20 protein-coding genes are annotated in these 13,948 nt (G+C 70.6%); all 20 read left to right on the plus strand.

The window, feature by feature from the left end; genetic code table 11:
- Positions 1 to 52 precede the first annotated feature (52 nt).
- Entirely contained in the window at positions 53 to 1,075 is a 1,023-nt protein-coding gene (locus tag MFF04_RS15985) for a helix-turn-helix domain-containing protein (protein WP_238277219.1), read from the plus strand.
- Between the two features lie 38 nt (positions 1,076 to 1,113).
- The gene (locus MFF04_RS15990) at positions 1,114 to 1,461 is read left to right on the plus strand and encodes a hypothetical protein (protein WP_238277220.1); all 348 of its coding nucleotides are present in this window, start codon (positions 1,114 to 1,116) and stop codon (positions 1,459 to 1,461) included.
- A 162-nt stretch (positions 1,462 to 1,623) separates the two neighbouring features.
- Positions 1,624 to 2,202 (plus strand): hypothetical protein, encoded by a 579-nt coding sequence (locus MFF04_RS15995; RefSeq protein ID WP_238277221.1) that lies wholly within the window; start codon positions 1,624 to 1,626, stop codon positions 2,200 to 2,202.
- A gap of 72 nt (positions 2,203 to 2,274) precedes the next feature.
- Positions 2,275 to 2,505, plus strand: coding sequence for a hypothetical protein (locus MFF04_RS16000; RefSeq protein WP_238277222.1), 231 nt, complete (start codon positions 2,275 to 2,277; stop codon positions 2,503 to 2,505).
- A 114-nt stretch (positions 2,506 to 2,619) separates the two neighbouring features.
- Positions 2,620 to 2,913, plus strand: a complete 294-nt coding sequence (locus MFF04_RS16005; RefSeq protein WP_238277223.1) for a hypothetical protein — start codon at positions 2,620 to 2,622, stop codon at positions 2,911 to 2,913.
- A 26-nt stretch (positions 2,914 to 2,939) separates the two neighbouring features.
- Entirely contained in the window at positions 2,940 to 3,230 is a 291-nt protein-coding gene (locus tag MFF04_RS16010) for a hypothetical protein (RefSeq protein WP_238277224.1), read from the plus strand.
- An 80-nt stretch (positions 3,231 to 3,310) separates the two neighbouring features.
- A complete protein-coding gene (locus MFF04_RS16015; protein WP_238277225.1) occupies positions 3,311 to 4,159 on the plus strand; it encodes a recombinase family protein in 849 nt (282 codons plus the stop codon).
- A 30-nt stretch (positions 4,160 to 4,189) separates the two neighbouring features.
- Positions 4,190 to 4,441: a hypothetical protein gene (locus tag MFF04_RS16020; protein WP_238277226.1), complete on the plus strand. Its 252-nt coding sequence runs from the start codon at positions 4,190 to 4,192 to the stop codon at positions 4,439 to 4,441.
- The gene (locus MFF04_RS16025; RefSeq protein ID WP_163071537.1) at positions 4,438 to 4,665 is read left to right on the plus strand and encodes a hypothetical protein; all 228 of its coding nucleotides are present in this window, start codon (positions 4,438 to 4,440) and stop codon (positions 4,663 to 4,665) included. Before MFF04_RS16020 ends, MFF04_RS16025 begins: the two co-directional genes overlap by 4 nt.
- The gene (locus MFF04_RS16030) at positions 4,662 to 4,925 is read left to right on the plus strand and encodes a hypothetical protein (protein ID WP_238277227.1); all 264 of its coding nucleotides are present in this window, start codon (positions 4,662 to 4,664) and stop codon (positions 4,923 to 4,925) included. Before MFF04_RS16025 ends, MFF04_RS16030 begins: the two co-directional genes overlap by 4 nt.
- A gap of 219 nt (positions 4,926 to 5,144) precedes the next feature.
- Positions 5,145 to 5,990, plus strand: a complete 846-nt coding sequence (locus tag MFF04_RS16035; RefSeq protein ID WP_238277228.1) for a DNA-methyltransferase — start codon at positions 5,145 to 5,147, stop codon at positions 5,988 to 5,990.
- A gap of 13 nt (positions 5,991 to 6,003) precedes the next feature.
- Positions 6,004 to 6,303: an HNH endonuclease gene (locus MFF04_RS16040; protein WP_238277229.1), complete on the plus strand. Its 300-nt coding sequence runs from the start codon at positions 6,004 to 6,006 to the stop codon at positions 6,301 to 6,303.
- A 188-nt stretch (positions 6,304 to 6,491) separates the two neighbouring features.
- On the plus strand, positions 6,492 to 7,112 hold the full coding sequence (locus MFF04_RS16045) for a hypothetical protein (protein WP_238277230.1): 621 nt from the start codon (positions 6,492 to 6,494) through the stop codon (positions 7,110 to 7,112).
- 1 nt (position 7,113) lies between these two features.
- Positions 7,114 to 7,566, plus strand: coding sequence for a phage terminase small subunit P27 family (locus tag MFF04_RS16050; protein ID WP_238277231.1), 453 nt, complete (start codon positions 7,114 to 7,116; stop codon positions 7,564 to 7,566).
- The gene (locus tag MFF04_RS16055; protein ID WP_238277232.1) at positions 7,550 to 9,397 is read left to right on the plus strand and encodes a terminase large subunit; all 1,848 of its coding nucleotides are present in this window, start codon (positions 7,550 to 7,552) and stop codon (positions 9,395 to 9,397) included. Before MFF04_RS16050 ends, MFF04_RS16055 begins: the two co-directional genes overlap by 17 nt.
- Positions 9,398 to 9,407: 10 nt before the next feature.
- Positions 9,408 to 10,697: a phage portal protein gene (locus MFF04_RS16060; RefSeq protein WP_238277233.1), complete on the plus strand. Its 1,290-nt coding sequence runs from the start codon at positions 9,408 to 9,410 to the stop codon at positions 10,695 to 10,697.
- Positions 10,681 to 11,598: a head maturation protease, ClpP-related gene (locus MFF04_RS16065; protein WP_238277235.1), complete on the plus strand. Its 918-nt coding sequence runs from the start codon at positions 10,681 to 10,683 to the stop codon at positions 11,596 to 11,598. The genes MFF04_RS16060 and MFF04_RS16065 overlap by 17 nt, the downstream gene beginning before the upstream one ends.
- A 34-nt stretch (positions 11,599 to 11,632) precedes the next feature.
- Entirely contained in the window at positions 11,633 to 13,030 is a 1,398-nt protein-coding gene (locus MFF04_RS16070; RefSeq protein ID WP_238277238.1) for a phage major capsid protein, read from the plus strand.
- Between the two features lie 60 nt (positions 13,031 to 13,090).
- Positions 13,091 to 13,303, plus strand: coding sequence for a hypothetical protein (locus MFF04_RS16075; RefSeq protein WP_238277240.1), 213 nt, complete (start codon positions 13,091 to 13,093; stop codon positions 13,301 to 13,303).
- Positions 13,300 to 13,947 carry a head-tail connector protein gene (locus MFF04_RS16080; RefSeq protein WP_238277242.1) on the plus strand — a complete coding sequence of 216 codons (648 nt, stop codon included), beginning with the start codon at positions 13,300 to 13,302 and terminating at the stop codon, positions 13,945 to 13,947. Before MFF04_RS16075 ends, MFF04_RS16080 begins: the two co-directional genes overlap by 4 nt.
- Position 13,948: the final 1 nt, after the last annotated feature.

Genomic DNA, 13,948 nt, shown 5'->3' on the forward strand with positions numbered 1-13,948 from the left:
GAGCCTGACTGGCTTCGAGGCCGAACGCTCCCGCTTTGCCCGGAACCTGGCCATGAGCATCCAAGCTCTCAACCTCATCATGCGGACGCATATCGGCGACGGCGTCGCCAAGCTGGTGGCGATCGTGCTCGCCGACTACGCCGATCCGACGACGGGCGAGGCCTGGCCGAAGGTGGAGAGCTTGGCCGAGCGGTGCTCGCAAGCCCCGCGGACCGTGCAGCGCAAGCTCAAGGAGCTGGCGGGGCTCGGCATCATCGCGATCGAGCCGCAGTACCGCGGCAGGAAGCAGGTCGCGAACAAGTACCGTATCCTCGGGGTGGGCGACGATCCCCGGCGCACCGGGAGGGGTGACAGGATCGACGCCGGCGAGCCCGCTCCCGCGACGGGTGACACACAGTCACCCCTCCCCGAAAACGAGGCCGCAGGGGTGACGGACGGACACCCGAGGGGTGACGGCCCCGACACCCCAGGGGTGACACTGCTGTCACCCCTAGAGAATCCACCATTTGAATCCACCAGGGGAATCTCTTCCCCCCAACCCCCCGAGGGGGGGAGGCGGGCTCCGAAGGTCTTTCGGGGGAATGGGATCGAGCGGCCGGTGGCGCCGTGCCGCCTTCGGGACGTGCAGCCGCCGCTCGAGGGCGACGTGGCCGGGCGCTTCGAGGCGCTGTGGGCAGGCGCTCCGGAGGGAAGCCGCATCGCCGCCGACCGGATCAGGGCCCAGCGCGAGTTCGCCCAGCTCTCGGCCGAGGACCAGCAGCTCGCCGTCGGCGTGATGCGGTCCTACCGAGCCCATGTCGAGCGGGACCAGGCCCGAGCGATGGCGCTCCACACCTGGCTCCGCAAGCGGCGGTTCATGAACCTCAAGCCGTCGGCGCCGAAGGCGGCGTCGCCGGCGGCCGGCGCGGTGTCGCGGGTCTTCGTGCGCGTCGACACCCCGGCCTGGGAGGCCTGGGCCGATCATGACCGGGCCGCCGGCCGGGTGCCGAAGCCGGCGACCTGGAGCAATCAGCAAAGGGCCGAGGGTTGGTGGTTTCCGAGCGAGTTCCCGGGCCAGGCGGCGCGGGCGGCGTGAGGGCTTCGACGTGACGGGAGGGGGCGCATCGCCATCACATGCCGAACTGGACGGTGCCGGACGTGGAGCGGTGGATGGTCCAGGCCGAGCGCGCCGATCCGCGCCGGCGCAACCCCGGCGAGGCGCGGCCCCTCACTTGGCCGGATCGATTCCTCACCGATCCGGACCAGAAGCGGAGCCTCAAGCTCTACGTCTGGTGCGCCGCGCGGGGCTACGCCTTCAGCGGCCTCTGCAAGCGTCGCGGTATCCCCTACACCTCGGCCCGCCGGGAGCGGGACGCCGCGCTCGAGCGCATCACCCGGCTGCTGAACCTGCAGGACTCGCTCGTCGCCGAGGGGCATCTGGTCGCGCACGCCGACGTGAACGACCCTGTTGACTTTGGTTAATCTGCCCTTGACGCCTCACGCTGTCGTGACCTGAACTTCAAAGGTGCAGTCGTGGGGCGCCGTCGCAAGCAACAGCATGTCTCCGTGGCCGTGACCTCCGCGTTGCGGCAGGTTCCCACGGCAACGCTCGATCCCGAGAACGGCCCGACGCCGGAACGGCTGATGCAAGCGGGGCTCGCCGTCGCGCTCCAGCTCGGCACCGGGCGGGTGCAGATCATCGGCGCCGCTGGCGGCCGGACTGTCGGCGCCGACCTGGTCGTGCGGATCTCGCAAGCCACACTCGACCGGCTCCACGCGCGCGATCGCCTCGACGAGGGCGATCCGGAGCACAACCGCCAGCTCTATGAAGCCGGCAACAAGCTTCGCGACCACCATTACCTCGCCGGCCTGTCGGGCTTCGCGGCGAACGACCTCAACGGCTCCGGCGGCGGCGCGCCCTCGTCACGAACGCCGATCACCGAGACCATGGAGCGCAACCGCCGCGCCCTTCGCATCGCGGAAAAGGCGATGGATCGGGGCGATTGGGCCGTGGTGCGCGACGTGGTCTGCCTCGAGCAGACCCTCGTCGAGGCCGGCCGTTCCATCGGCTACGGGAAGGAGGAGGTCGCATCGGCCGTCGCGCTTGATCGTCTTCGACGCGGCCTCGCGGCGCTGGCGGAGCTGTGGGGGTTCTCGCCGCCGCCCAGGCCGTTCACGTCCGCCCCGTCGGTCGACGCCGTGGAAACGGCGCGGGCGGCTTGAGCCCATCTGGTCGAGTTCCACGTTTGTTCTATCTCGCCTCGTCGGTGAGGGAGGACGGCGATGGTTCGTAGGATGAAGCGGCACATGCCGCCCGGTGCGGTGGAGGACTTTCTCGACGAGGCCGGAAAGCTGCGGCATGCCGCCACCGAGCTGCTGGCACGGGCGCCAGTCCGCGGGCCCTTGTACCTTTCCCTGGAGGGCATCCTTGGCGCGATCGACTCCGTGGCGGAGATCGTGAAGGGAGACCGGCGACACTTCCACGAGAAGGGCATCGCCTCCGCATGGAACCGACCGCCGGATTGACAGCCCGCGGGCTGAACCTGTAACTTTAGGCGGAATGCAGACATGCGCCCCGGACCGGAGACGGTCGCGGGGCGCTGTCGTTTCCGGCCTCTGCGCCTCTCCCCCGAGACCTCCATGCCACTGCTCAGCGCCCACGCTGCCGCGCTCGACGCGGTGGCGCGCAATCTCGCGCGCGTTCCCTCCCTGGCGGGCCAACCCGAAGCCCACTGCATCGCCGTCGACGAGGCGCGGCGCGAGCTGACCCGTCTCGCCGGCCGGATGCGCCACGGGCTGATGCCCGAGAGCGCGAACGACGAGGAGCCGAAGTGCCTGCCGGCCGTCGTCGTGCATGGTCACAGCCAGGTCATCGTGTCCGTCGCCCGCGGTCCCCGCGGGGACGTCGTCACCGCATCCGCTCGACGCCGATGATCCTGCCCCGAGCGCAGGCAGAGGCTATGAAGGCCGAAGCCCAAAAGCGCTTCCATGAGGGGCGTGCTGCCGCACTTCGTGCCGATGCTCTGACGCTCCGCGTCATGGTCGAGGCGCTCGAGCTACGCGCCGGCGATGAAGAGGCGCTGGCCAGGCAGGCGGCGATCGAACTTGAGCTGGCAGCGGCTGTCAGGTCCGCTCCACTATCCTGCCTCCGCAGCGCAGGGCGCCGACGTCCCCATGAGGATGACGGGCACGACTTCGCCGGCGTGTGCTTCCGCGGCACGGCCGAAGAGCCCGTGATGGAGTTCAACTAGGGCGATTTCCTAGTTCCCAAGAGAATTAGTAATCGGGCCCAAGGCGCCCGAAATAGCATAGCAAAAGCAGAGGGTTACGGGTGGCTGCGAGTAGCAATCGCGCCCGTCGCGCTCTGCGTAGGAATGCTGTCCAGGCGGCACAGCGGAACGAGGTCCGCACGCTCGCCGTCGGCTACCTGCGGGTGTCGACGGAGGAGCAGGCGCAGAGCGGCTTCGGCCTCGAGGCGCAGGACGAGGCGGTCCGCGCCTTCGCTCGAGCCGTCGGGCTCGAGCTGGTCGACGTCATCTCCGACCCCGGCGTCTCCGGCACGGTCCGGCCCGCCGACCGGCCGGGCTTCGCCCGCATCCTCCAGCTCGCCGCCGAGCGCCGTTTCAGCGTGCTCCTGGTGAAGCGGTTCGACCGCGTCGCCCGCTCGATCGCGCTGGCGGTCTCGACCTCGACCGAGCTGGACACCGAGCACGGCGTCACGATCCGCAGCGTCACGGAGTCGATCGACACCGGGTCGCCGGCGGGCAAGATGATCTTCGGGGTGCTCTCGGCCATGGCCGAGGCCGAGCGCGACGCCATCGTCGACCGCACCAAGGGCGGACGCCAGACCAAGGCGAGCCAGGGCGGCTTCGCCGGCGGCCGCATCCCCTACGGCTACCTGTCCGACGGCAAGGGCGGCCTCGTCATCGATGAGAGCCGCCGGGCCGTCGTCGAGCGGATCTTCGCCGAGAACGGCCGGGGCGCCACGCTGCAGGCGATCGCCGACGGCTTGAACCGCGACGGCATCCCGTCGCCGCGAGGCGGCCGCTGGTGGCCGTCCAACGTGAGCTACCTGCTCAACAACCAGGTCTACGCGGGCCGCGTCGAGTACGTCTTCGTCTCGGCCGGCGTCGCGACCCACGTCAACCGGCCCGGCGACCATGCGCGCCTGATCCGGTGATCCCCTGAACCTCTGATCACCGGAGCTGCCATGCGATCGGCTGCCGACGTTGTCGCGACCTTCGTCCAGGAGGTCCGCGGGCCTGGGCTGTTCGTGCCGGAGTGTGAAGCCCGGCTCGCCGAGTTTCAGACCCTGGCGAAGGCCATGCCGAAATACTCGCTCGAGCGAGCCGTAGCCATGGCCTGCGCAGGCTGGCTGCTCCTCCACCGGACCTACGCGAAGACGCTCCGCTCCACCACGTCCGGCAACGCACCGGCTGCAGTACAGGCCTTTCGCCTGTGAACGCCGATGTTCCCGCCTTCATCGAGCGGCCCGAGATCGCCGACGTTTACGAGGATCCGGGCGAGGCGATCCTCAAGGCCCGCAGCCTGCCCTGCGTGTGCCCCCAGCAGGAATGCGGGGCCAGGGCGGTGACCACCGACTACAGCGTCGCCCGCCGCCTCGTCATCGAGCGCGTCACCTGCGATCGCTGCCCCAGGACCTGGACGCGGGTGAACTGCCGGTGAGCACGGCGGCCCCGTCGATCGAGAACTATCTCGACCGGGTGCGCGCCCACCTGGCGACGCTCGGCGCTCCGGAAGCGCGCGCCGCCTTCCTCGAGCGCTGCCGCGATACCGTCGACGAGCGCTTCGCCCGAGGCGATGTCGGCCGCGGCGTCGCCGGCGCGTTCCTGATGGGCGAGATCGTCCAGACGCTCGAGGAGCTGCTCGCCGTTGCGCGGAACGAGCTGTTCGTTGCGCGCCGGGCGCCGGATGTTGCGTGCTGATGTTCCGCGGCTGGTACCGCAGGTTCGTCCGGCAGCTCTGCCGGGCGCTCGCAAACGGAGGCCGATCGGCCTAGAGTGATCTCGCTCTGAAAAGAGGCGGGAGCCGGGGTGGTCGTAACACCCCGAACCGCGAGGTGGTGCCCTCGCATGACCGTTGCCGGCCGGACTTTCGGCCACCCCGCCACCCCTCGAGGGGCGGGACAGCTTTAGCAGCAGGTTATGCCCGAACACCATTCCGCGGCGGCCATGGTGCCGCCGATCGGCGTCGTCGCTCCCGGCGCGCCGTTGAGCCCCGTGTCGAGCGATCGGCACGGGGCTTTGCTTTCCGGCTTCCGCGAGGTGGTCCGGATCGGCTCCGCTACCCTTGTGCGGGCCGACAGCATGGAGGTCCTGGAGGCGCTCGAGCCCGGCTCGATCGGCGCCGTGCTCTGCGACCCGCCCTACTCGAGCGGCGGCCTTCACGCCGGCGAGCGCGCCAGAGCGCCGAGCCAGAAGTACCAGGGCAGCGAGCACCGGCACCTCTACGCCGAGTTCGCCGGCGATTGTCGGGACCAGCGCTCGTTCCTGGCCTGGTCGGCCATGTGGATGGCGAGGGCCCGCCACGCGGTCGTGCCGGGCGGCATCTGCGCCGCCTTCACGGACTGGCGCCAGCTCCCCATCAGCACCGACGCCATCCAGGTCGCGGGCTGGACCTGGCGGGGCATCGTCCCCTGGGACAAGACGGAGTGCGTGAGGCCGATCGTCGGGCGCTACCGCAACCAGGCCGAGTTCCTGGTGTGGGGCACGAACGGGCATCGCCCGCTGGCGGGCAAGGTCGCGCCCGGCGCGTATCGCCAGGCCGTGCCGAAGACCAAGCTCCACATGACGGCTAAGCCGGTGGAGCTGATGGAGCGGCTCCTCTCGATCGTCGACGGTCCGGTCCTCGACCCGTTCATGGGCTCGGCGCCGATCGGCGTGGCCTGCGCGAACCTGGGCCTGCCGTACATCGGGGTGGAGTTCTCGGCCCACTACTTCGACGTGGCCTGCCGCCGGCTCGAGGCGCACCACGCGCAGCGCGCAGCATGAGGGAACGGCGGCCGTGCTCTACGCCTCGGCCGCCAGCCGCCCGTGGAAGGGCTGGTACAGCCTCGCGGCCTGGCGCCGGCGCCGGGCTGCGCAGCTCGAGGCGCACCCGCTGTGCCAGCGGTGCGAGCGCATCGGGCAGGTAGTGCCTGCCACGGTGGCCGACCACGTCGAGCCGCACCGTGGCGACCATGACAAGTTCTGGCACGGGCTGTTGCAGTCGCTCTGCAAGCCCTGCCACGACCGCGACAAGCAACGCGAAGAGAACGGCGGCAGAGCCATCGCAGCCGTTGGCGCGGATGGCTGGCCCATCTGAGCGTCATCTCAGCGGCAGGGGGTAGGGGGGTCTAAAAGCCTGGAGGGCAGGCCCCCGCTGACCGGTTGTTGCCCTTTCCGTGCAACGACCCGAAATTGGATGGGGGGGGGTTCGCGGGCCCTCCGCGCTCGTTCCAGGACATCGGTGTGGCGCCTTCCGCGCTCCGCTCGCCGCGTTCGGCCCGTGCGATGGACCGCCGGCACTCCGAGGCGGTCCTGGCGCTCCACACGGCCCGGGAGGCGCTAGAGCCCTGGGGTCGGGGCGCGCACGTCTTCGGCACCAACAAGGGCCAGTTCTCGTCCATCGACCTTGCCACGGCCGTGCTCGAGCGGACCGGCCCGGCCGAGGTCTCGGTATGGACCTGGTGCATCGCCGAATACGAGGTCCAGGCCGTCACCGCGTTCCTAGTCGACGAGCGCATCACGGGCTTCCGCCTGGTGATGGATTGGGCGGGCGCGCAGCGCGACATGCCCTTGGTCGCTGAGATGCAGGAGCGCTTCGGCGTCGATTGCATCCGGGTCACGAAGACCCACGCCAAGATCGTGACGATGTCCACGCCCTGTGGCTGGCGGGTGGTGGTGCGCGGGTCGATGAACCTGAACGCCAACCGCCGCTTCGAGCAGTTCGACGTGTCGGACGATCCGGCCGTCTACGGCGTGGTTCGCGCGCTCGAGGACGAGTTGTGGCAGCGGGGCAAGCCGCTGCCGATCGCCGCCATGAAGCACGGCGAAGCGACGGCCCTGCTTGGCATCGGCGAGGAACAGGCTGCGGCCCCGAGCTGGGCGCCGGCGGCGAAACGCTGGTGGTGAGATGCGCGGACGCAAGCCCATCCCGCTCGAGATGAGGCTGGCGAGCCAGGGCATCGGCGAAGCGGCCGCGGAGGCCCTGGATCTCGCGAAGGTCCTGGGCGAACCGGAGATGCCGCCAGGGTTCGACGCCGAGCACGCCTCGGAGTGGGACGCCGTCATCACCGATCTGCGGGAGTGCAACACGCTCTCCCGCGAGATCGGCGCCACCGTCGAAGTCTACGTCCGGAACCTGGTGCGTATGCGCAAGGCAGAGGCGCACATCGCCGAGCACGGCGAGGTGGTGCCGGCGCCCCGCACGGGCGTGCCGATGTACAACCCCTACCTCGCCGTCGCGAACCGGGCGGCGAAGGAAGTCCGGAGCGCGGCCGCCGAGCTGGGGCTCACCCCATCGTCCCGCGGGCGGGTGACGAAGATCAAGCCGCCCGAGAAGGAAGACGATGGCTTCGGTCTATAGCGTCGCGGAGCTGATCCGGGAGCGCGTGGACCCCGAGCACGATCCGGTCACCGGCTGGGCCCAGGCGGTGCTCACCGGCGAGGTGATCCAGGGCCCGCACGTCCGCAACGCCTGCCGTCGCCACCTCCAGGATCTCCGCGACGGTCCAGGCCGTGGTCTCACCTGGGATCTGGCGGCCGCAAAGCGCGGGATCGGCTTCGGCCCCGGCGTCTGCCGCCTCAACGGCGGCCAATTCGAGGGCCGTCCCTTCGTCCTCCAGCCGAGCCAGGCGTTCAAGTCGGGCTCGATTATCGGATGGAAGCGGGCCGACGGCACCCGCCGGTTCCGGCGCGCCTACATCGAGGAGGGCAAGGGCAACGGGAAGTCGCCCTGGGCGGCCAAGATGGGGATGTACGGCCTCGCCGCAGACGGCGAGAAGCGGGCGGAGATCTACGCCGCCGCGTCGAAGAAGGATCAGGCCTTCGTCCTGTTCCGCGACGCGGTCGCCATGGTCGACCTGTCGCCGAAGCTCTCCGCGGCGATCACCAAGAGCGGCCTCAACCCGGTCTGGAACCTGGCGCACGGGAAGTCGGCGAGCTTCATGCGGCCGATCTCCTCGGAGGACGGGCAGTCCGGCCCGCGCCCGCACTTCGCCCTCTGTGACGAGGTCCACGAGCACCGCGACGGCCGCGTCCTGGAGATGCTCGAGCGCGGCTTCAAGTTCCGCCGCCAGCCCCTGCTGGTGATGATCACCAACAGCGGCACCGACCGCAACTCGGTCTGTTGGGAGGAGCATCAGCACGCCGTGCGGGTCGCCGCCGGCACCCGCGAGCCCGACGCGGCCTTCACCTATGTCGGCGAGGTCATCGACGACACCACGTTTTCCTTCGTCTGCGCCCTCGATCCAGGCGACGATCCGCTCACGGACCCGAGCTGCTGGCCCAAGGCGAACCCGCTCCTCGGCGTCACCATCAGCGAGGAGTATCTCGCCGGCGTCGTCGACCAGGCGCGGCAGATGCCGGGCAAGCTCAACGGCATCCTGCGCCTCCATTTCTGCGTCTGGACGGACGCCGAGAAGGCCTGGATGGGCCGCGAGGCGCTCGAGGCGGTCCTCGCGGACTTCGACCCGGCCGAGGAGCATGCCGGGCACGAGGTGTTCGGCGGCCTCGACCTCTCCGCCTCGAAGGACATGACGGCGAAGGCCTATTGCGCCCGGTCCGGCACCACGGCGGACGGTCGGCCGACCTACGATGCCTGGGTCGAGGCCTGGACGCCCGGCGATACCCTGGCGGCTCGCGCCCTGGCCGACAAGGCCCCCTACGAGGTCTGGGAGCGAGACGGCTGGCTCCAGGCGGTGCCGGGCAAGCTGATCCGGCTCGACTTCGTGGCGGCCAGCCTCGCGCAGGACGCCGCGACCTACCTGATCGAGGCGTTCGCCTACGATCGGCACACCTTCAAGCGGTTCGAGGAGGAGTGCGACGCGCTCAACCTCGAGGTCAATTTCGTCGAGCACCCGCAGGGCGGCAAGCGCCGGGCCCGGCCGACGGAGGCACAGCTCGAGGCGGCCGAACAGGACGGCCGCGACCCGCCCCAGGGGCTTTGGATGCCCGGCTCGATCCGCGAGCTGGAGTCGCTCATCCTGGAGGGCCGCATCCGCCTGCGCCGCTCGCCGGTGCTGATCTCGGCCATGATGTCGGCCGTCATCACCACCGACGCCTTCGACAACGGCTGGTTCGAGAAGCGCAAGGCGACGAACCGCATCGACGCGCTGGTCGCCCTCGCCATGGCGGTGGGCGCCGCGACGCAGAACGCGCCGGTGGACGACACCCCAGGCGGCATCCTGATCCTCTGAGGCCCCGCCCATGCAGGTAGTCCCGCGCATCCCGCTCGGCGGCGCTTCGGCGTCGCCGGCGGCCGCGCCGCCCCGCGCCATGGTCCAGGAGACCAACCTCGGCGATCTCACGTCGGAGGCGCTGGCCGAGTTCATGCGCGCCGGCGCGACGAGCGCCAGCGGAGAGACCGTCACCCCGCAGACGGCACTCAAGACCGCGACGGTGTTCCGGTGCGTCAGCCTGATCTCTGGCGCCGTCGCGACCCTGCCGCTGGACCTCAAGCGCCGGGTGGACGCGCGCACTCGTCAGGACGCCGACGATCACCCCCTGTGGGAGGTGCTGCGCCGGCGGCCGAACGCTTGGCAGACGCCGAGCCAGTTCCGCCGGTACATGCAGGCCTGCGTGCTCCTGCGGGGCAAGGCCTTCGCGCAGATCGTGCGCCTGGGCCGCCGCATAATCGCCCTGCACCCCCTGGACCCCGACCGGGTCCAGGTGATCCAGGACCGAAGCACCCTCAAGCTCTCCTTCCGCTACACGCGGGCGAACGGCTCGACGGTCGATTTCCCGCAGTCGGACGTGTTCTACCTCTGCGGGCTGACCCTCGACGGGGTGAACGGCGTCTCGGTGCTCACCTACGCCCGCGAGACCATCGGCGAGGCGCTGGCCACCGCGAAGCACGCCTCGACCATGTTCCGCAACGGCACCTCGATCGGCGGGGTGCTTCAGGCGAAGGGCAAGCTCGGCCCCGAAGGCGTCCAGGCGCTTCGGGACTCCCTGGAGGCCTATCGCGGGGCCGAGAACGCCCACAAGAACCTCATCCTGCAAGACGGGATGACCTATGACCGGCTCGGCCTGAACAACGTCGACGCTCAGTTCATCCAGAGCCGCGAGTTTTCGCAGTACGAGGTCGCCCAATTCTTCGGCGTGCCCCCACACATGCTCGGGCTCACCTCGAAGGCGACCAGCTTCGGCAACGGCCTGGAGAACATGGGCCGGGGCTTCGTGGCCTACACCCTCCAAGACTCGCTCACGATGTGGACCGAGGCCATCGAGCGGGACCTGACGCCAGGCGAGCCGGACCTCTACGCCCGGTTCAACATCAACGCGCTGGTGCGGGGCGACATCAAGACCCGCTACGCGGCCTACGCCGTCGGCCGCCAATGGGGCTGGCTTTCCGCGAACGATGTCCGCGCCCTCGAGGACGAGGACGCGATCGAGGGCGGCGACATCTACCAGGTCGCGCTGAACATGGCGCCCGCTACCGCCGACGAGCCCGACGAGCACGATCCTCCGGAGGATAACCATGACCGCGAGCGGTAGGCGCGTGGTGCTGATCGACGGCGCCGCGGCGGCAGCAGCGCGTGGCCTTCGCGTCCTGGCGCGGGAGCGCCCAGGCCGGATCAAGCTGCCGGGTAAGGTCGACGTGGCCGCCCTGTCGAAGCCGGAGGTCTACGACCGCTGGAACCCGGCGATCCGCGCGGCCGAGTCGGGCCCGAACGTGATCCGCATGTTCGACGTCATCGGCCGGGACTACTGGAGCGACCACGCGGTCACGCTCGAGAGCGTCGACCAGGCGCTCACCGGCTTCGGCTCGGCCGACGTGGAGATCCACATCAACAGCCCCGGCGGGGACATGTTCGAGGGGATCGCCATCTACAACCGCCTCCTCCAGCACCCCGGCAAGGTGACGGTGAAGGTGTTCGGGCTCGCAGCGTCGGCCGCCTCGATCATCGCCATGGCCGGCGAGGACATCCAGATCGGCGCGGCCGCCTTCATCATGATCCACAACTGCTGGGTCGTGGCCGTCGGCAACCGGCACGACTTCGCCGAGACGGCCGCCTTCCTCGAGCCCTTCGACGCCGCCATGGTCGGCGTCTACGCGGCCCGCACCGGCTCCGACGAGGCGGCGATCGCCGGGTGGATGGACGCCGAGACGTACATGGGCGCCGATCTGGCGGTAGAGCGCGGCTTCGCCGACGGCGTCATGGGCGCCGACGCCTCCGTCCTCGACGAGGAGGCCGGCGCCTCCGCCCGGGCGGGCAACGCCGTCCGCAAGATGGAGCTGGCCCTCTGCCGCTCCATGCCGCGGACGCAGGCCCGCGAGCTGATCTCGAAAGTGAAGGGCACGCACGACGCTGCCCGACCCTCCGCCACGCCTGGCGCTGGCGACCCGAACTGGCTCGGCGCCGCCGCCGAGCTGATCGCCTCACTCCGTTCCTGATCCCCAGGCCGGACCGCAGAAAGCCTCCATCACCATGAAGAACCTGTTCCTGGCCGCGGCGCTCGCGCTGGCGGCCCTCTTCGCCGTGTCCGACGCCTACGCCATGGGCGAGCTGCTCCAGGCCGCCGGCGCGCTCCCGGCCGCCGCGCCGTTCCTGGCGATCGCCGGCGTCGGCGCCGCGACCGCCATGCCGCGCGGCATCCTCGGCGCGACCTTCCGCGCCGACGCCAGCGATCCGATGGCGGTGCTGGCCCAGCTCCAGCAGGCCTTCAACGCCTTCAAGGCCGAGAACGAGACGAAGCTCGCCGCCAAGGCCGGCAAGGAAGACGTGGTGACCAACGAGAAGGTCGACCGCATCAACGCCGCCGTCGGCGAGCTGCAGGCCTCCCTGAGCGAGCTGGCCATCAAGATCGCCGCCGCGGCGATCACCGGCGGCGGTGCGCCGCGGCCGGGCGACGACGCGGCCTACAACACTGCCTTCACCGCCTACGCCCGCACGGGCGACGGCGAGAGCGCCATCAAGGCCCAGCAGTTCGCCGGCCCGCGCGCCACCCTGTCGGTCGGCTCGAACCCGGATGGCGGCCTCCTCGCCCCCGTCGAGTGGGACCGGACCATCACCGACAAGCTCAAGATCGTCTCGGCGATGCGCACCCTCGCCCGCGTGATCTCGATCTCGAGCACCGGCTTCACCAAGGTCTACAACGATCGCGCGACTGCCTCGGGCTGGGTCGGGGAGACCACGGCGCGCCCCGGCACCGGCAACGCCCAGTTCCAGCAGGCGACCTTCACCACCGGCGAGCTGTACGCGATGCCGATCGCCTCGCAGCAGCTCCTCGAGGATGCCCTCATCGACATCGGTGCCTGGCTCGGCGACGAGGTGATGACCGAGATGGCGTACCAGGAGGGCCTCGCCTTCGTGAACGGCGACGGCATTCAGAAGCCGAAAGGCCTCCTCCAGTACGCCAGCGGCACCCCGCACCCCTGGGGCGCGATCCCGACCGTGAACAGCGGCGCCGCGTCCGCCCTCGCTGCGGACGGCCTCATCGACCTGGTGCACGATCTGCCGAGCGAGCGGACCCCGAACGCGGCCTTCATCATGAACCGCAAAACCCAGGGGGCGATCCGCAAGCTGAAGGACGGTCAGGGCCGCTACCTGTGGGAGCCGTCGACGCAGGTCGGCGATCCGGCGACCATCCTCGGCTTCCCCGTCGCCGAGCTGGCGGCGATGCCGGACGTGGCGGCGAATGCCCTGCCGATCGCCTTCGGCGACTGGCAGCGCGGCTACCTCGTCGTCGATCGCATCGGCGTCCAGGTCCTGCGCGACCCCTACAGCCAGAAGCCCTTCGTGCAGTTCTACAGCCGCAAGCGCGTCGGCGGTGGCGTCACCGATCCGACCTGCCTGCGCCTGCACAAGGTGGCGGTGAACGCCTGACCCACGCCGGCCGGGCCCTCGGGCCCGGCCGCCCGCACTCCGCACAGCAGGACGGTCCGGATGACCCGCGGCATCACCGTGAAGACCTTCGACGGCGCCCCCGACGGCAACGCCTATCCGCAGCGCTTCGAGAAGGGCGACCCCGTCGAGGGCGATCTGGCGACGGTCGCCCTCGCCGAGAAGTGGGCCCGGGCCCCGAAGGACGACGCCGAGTTCGACGCGGCTGTCGCCGCCCGGGCCGAGCGCCTGGCGCCCGCCGACAGGGCGGAATGACTGTGCTCGTCGACCTTCATCGGCCCGCACGCTGCGAGGCGCCGCTCGTCTATCGGCGCCTCGAGGCGCCGACGGCGGCGGTGGTCGACGTGCCCCGCGCCCGCCGGCATCTGCGCCTCGACGAGGACGACGACGGCGAGGACCTCGACATCGAGGCGGCCATCGACGCGGCCACCGCGCATGTCGACGGCCGCACCGGGGTCCTCAACCGCGCCCTGGTGAGCCAGGTGTGGCTGGCGACGGCGCCGCGGCCGATGGCGGCCGCCGGCGGCCTGCCCGGCTTCGTGCTCGACCTGGTGCCCATCCAGGCCGTGACGACGGTCGAGGTGCTCCAGGGCGGCGTCTACGCCGTCCTGCCGACGAGCGCCTGGCGCACGGTGGCGATGACGGCCGACCGCGTCGCCGTCGTGCCCGCCCGCGGCGCGGCCTGGCCCGCCTACGACTTCGATCCGGAGGCCTGGCGCATCACCTTCCGCGCCGGGTACGGCGACGCCGGCGAGGCCGTGCCATCGCCGATCCGCTCCGCGATCCTGCTCCTGGTCGCCGACCTGTTCGACCAGCGCGACGGCAAGGTCCAGGCGAACCTCGTCGACAACCCGACGGTGGACCGCCTGCTGGCGCCGTTCCGCCGCGTGGCGGTGTAGC

Source organism: Methylobacterium jeotgali, from assembly GCF_022179345.1.
Taxonomy (GTDB): domain Bacteria; phylum Pseudomonadota; class Alphaproteobacteria; order Rhizobiales; family Beijerinckiaceae; genus Methylobacterium; species Methylobacterium jeotgali.

Coding starts and splice junctions, on each gene's coding strand:
- MFF04_RS16070 (WP_238277238.1), top strand. CDS start 11,633: ATGAAGAACCTGTTCCTGGCCGCGGCGCTCGCGCTGGCGGCCCTCTTC.
- MFF04_RS16055 (WP_238277232.1), top strand. CDS start 7,550: ATGGCTTCGGTCTATAGCGTCGCGGAGCTGATCCGGGAGCGCGTGGAC.
- MFF04_RS16020 (WP_238277226.1), top strand. CDS start 4,190: ATGCGATCGGCTGCCGACGTTGTCGCGACCTTCGTCCAGGAGGTCCGC.
- MFF04_RS15990 (WP_238277220.1), top strand. CDS start 1,114: ATGCCGAACTGGACGGTGCCGGACGTGGAGCGGTGGATGGTCCAGGCC.
- MFF04_RS16060 (WP_238277233.1), top strand. CDS start 9,408: ATGCAGGTAGTCCCGCGCATCCCGCTCGGCGGCGCTTCGGCGTCGCCG.
- MFF04_RS16075 (WP_238277240.1), top strand. CDS start 13,091: ATGACCCGCGGCATCACCGTGAAGACCTTCGACGGCGCCCCCGACGGC.
- MFF04_RS16035 (WP_238277228.1), top strand. CDS start 5,145: ATGCCCGAACACCATTCCGCGGCGGCCATGGTGCCGCCGATCGGCGTC.
- MFF04_RS16005 (WP_238277223.1), top strand. CDS start 2,620: ATGCCACTGCTCAGCGCCCACGCTGCCGCGCTCGACGCGGTGGCGCGC.
- MFF04_RS16010 (WP_238277224.1), top strand. CDS start 2,940: ATGAAGGCCGAAGCCCAAAAGCGCTTCCATGAGGGGCGTGCTGCCGCA.
- MFF04_RS16050 (WP_238277231.1), top strand. CDS start 7,114: ATGCGCGGACGCAAGCCCATCCCGCTCGAGATGAGGCTGGCGAGCCAG.
- MFF04_RS15985 (WP_238277219.1), top strand. CDS start 53: ATGAGCATCCAAGCTCTCAACCTCATCATGCGGACGCATATCGGCGAC.
- MFF04_RS16045 (WP_238277230.1), top strand. CDS start 6,492: ATGGACCGCCGGCACTCCGAGGCGGTCCTGGCGCTCCACACGGCCCGG.
- MFF04_RS16080 (WP_238277242.1), top strand. CDS start 13,300: ATGACTGTGCTCGTCGACCTTCATCGGCCCGCACGCTGCGAGGCGCCG.
- MFF04_RS16000 (WP_238277222.1), top strand. CDS start 2,275: ATGAAGCGGCACATGCCGCCCGGTGCGGTGGAGGACTTTCTCGACGAG.
- MFF04_RS15995 (WP_238277221.1), top strand. CDS start 1,624: ATGCAAGCGGGGCTCGCCGTCGCGCTCCAGCTCGGCACCGGGCGGGTG.
- MFF04_RS16065 (WP_238277235.1), top strand. CDS start 10,681: ATGACCGCGAGCGGTAGGCGCGTGGTGCTGATCGACGGCGCCGCGGCG.